The 1,981-nt window shown below is 65.2% G+C and carries 3 protein-coding genes; all 3 read right to left on the reverse strand.

Annotation, left to right across the window (positions count from 1 at the left end; all coding sequences use genetic code 11):
• Positions 1-423 (reverse strand): flagellar motor switch protein FliN (gene fliN / locus AC1D12_RS31890; protein ID WP_477845176.1); only part of this gene is annotated, 423 nt, incomplete at its 3' end.
• Positions 413-1,417 carry a flagellar motor switch protein FliM gene (gene fliM / locus AC1D12_RS31895; RefSeq protein ID WP_047500482.1) on the reverse strand — a complete coding sequence of 335 codons (1,005 nt, stop codon included), beginning with the start codon at positions 1,415-1,417 and terminating at the stop codon, positions 413-415. The genes fliM and fliN, both read right to left, overlap by 11 nt.
• 34 nt (positions 1,418-1,451) lie before the next feature.
• A partial coding sequence (locus AC1D12_RS31900; RefSeq protein ID WP_477845177.1) for a flagellar basal body-associated FliL family protein occupies positions 1,452-1,981 on the reverse strand: 530 nt, incomplete at its 5' end.

Here is a 1,981-nt window from a genome sequence, read left to right on the forward strand (position 1 = left end):
CAGGCGGCGCATGCGCTCGCTGGGCGTCACGATGTCGGTCAGCCGGATGCCGAACTTGTCGTTCACCACCACCACCTCGCCCTGCGCGATCAGGTAGCCGTTGACCAGCACGTCCATCGGCTCGCCCGCCAGTGCGTCGAGCTCGACCACCGAGCCCTGCGCCAGCTGCAGGATGTGCTTGATCGGGATGCGCGTGCGACCCAGTTCCACGGTGAGCTGCACCGGGATGTCCAGGATCATGTTGATGTCGTTCGGCGCCGACGGCCCCGCACCCGACGCGAAGTTCGTGAACGCCACCGGCGACACCTGCTCGGCCGCGTTCTGCACCTCGGAGGCGGTCTCGGGCTTGGTCTCGGCGAGTGCGGCGGCCCACTCGGCGGCCATCGCGTCCTCTTCGGACGGCGCTGCGTTGTCAGCTGACATTGTTTTCCCCCAACCAGCTCATCGACGAGCCGGTCAACAGTTGATCGATCTTCAAGGCGTACTTGCCGTTGGAGGTTCCGTAGTGGCAATCGAACACCGGCACGCCCGACACCTTGGCCTGGATGCCGGCCTGCAGGTCGAGCTCGATGAAATCGCCGGGCTTGAACGACAGCAGCTGCTCCACGGTGGCCGGGGCCTGCGCCAGCTCGGCCACCAGCTCGACCTCGGCCGACTGGATCTGCTGCTTCAGCAGGTTCACCCAGCGCTTGTCCGGCTCGTTGCTGTCGCCCTGGATGGTCGAATACAGCACGTCGCGGATCGGCTCCAGCGTCGAATACGGGATGCAGAAATGGATGGTGCCGGTGGTGTCGCCGATCTCCAGCGTGAAGCTGGTGGCCACGACGATCTCGCTCGGTGTCGCGATGTTGGCGAACTGCGGCTGCATCTCCGAGCGCTGGTATTCCAGCTCGAGCGGGTAGATGCCGTGCCAGGCCTTCTTGTATTCCTCGGTCACCACGTCGACCAGGCGCGTGATGATGCGCTGCTCGGTCGGCGAGAAATCACGGCCCTCGATGCGGGTGTGGAACTTGCCCGCGCCGCCGAACAGCGAGTCGATCACCGCGAACACCAGCGTCGGGTCGCACACCACCAGCCCGCTGCCGCGCAGCGGACGCACCGAGACGATGTTGAAGTTGGTCGGCACCACGATCTCGCGCAGGAAGGCGCTGTACTTCTGCACCTTGATGCCGCCGATCGAGATCTCCGGGCTCTTGCGGATGAAGTTGAACAGCCCGATGCGGATGTTGCGCGCGAAGCGCTCGTTGATGATCTCCATCGTGGGCATGCGCCCACGGACGATCCGCTCCTGGCTGGCAATGTCGTAATTGCGGATGCTGCCGTGCTGGACTTCTTCCTCTTCCAGCTTCTGGCTTTCCCCGGTGATGCCCTGCAACAGCGCATCGACTTCGTCTTGCGAAAGGATCTGCTGGTTCATGGGGTGGGCCTGAGGGTGACGACCGGATGCGGCGTCACTGGATGATGAAGGTGGAGTAGTGCACGTGCGTGACCGGGTTGTGCACCGCGGCCTTGCGCTTCTTCTTGCCCTTCTTGCCCTTGGACGCGTCGTCGTCGGCGTCATCGGCGTCGACCTCGATGCCCAGCGGCAGCACCGCCTCGCGCATCACGTCCTTGGCGAGCTGGATCTTGCCGTTGCCGTCCAGCAGCTGCTGCGAGGTCTTGTGCGACATCACCATCAGGATGCCGCTGCGGATCGCCGGCATGTAGACCTTCAGCTGCTCGGCGAACTTCGGGTCGTCGACCTCGAGCGTGACGCCGATCTGCGCGAAGCGCTCGGCATCCTTGTCGGCCAGGTTGACGACGAACACCTCCAGCGGCACGAAGGTCGGGACCGTCTTGTGCTCGTCCTTGGCGTGCTTCTCGGGCGCGGCGGCACCGGCATCGTCGCCGTCTTCTTCCTCGGCGGCTGCGGCGGCCGCGGCGGCCTTCTTCTTCATCACCACGACGGCGCCACCACCGCCCGCCACCAGCGCGAGCACGG

The organism is Rhizobacter sp. P1_G5, from assembly GCF_056405435.1.

Bases quoted from the DNA above. Each gene is read 5' to 3' on its own strand.
- fliM (WP_047500482.1), bottom strand. From the start codon at position 1,417: ATGAACCAGCAGATCCTTTCGCAAGACGAAGTCGATGCGCTGTTGCAG.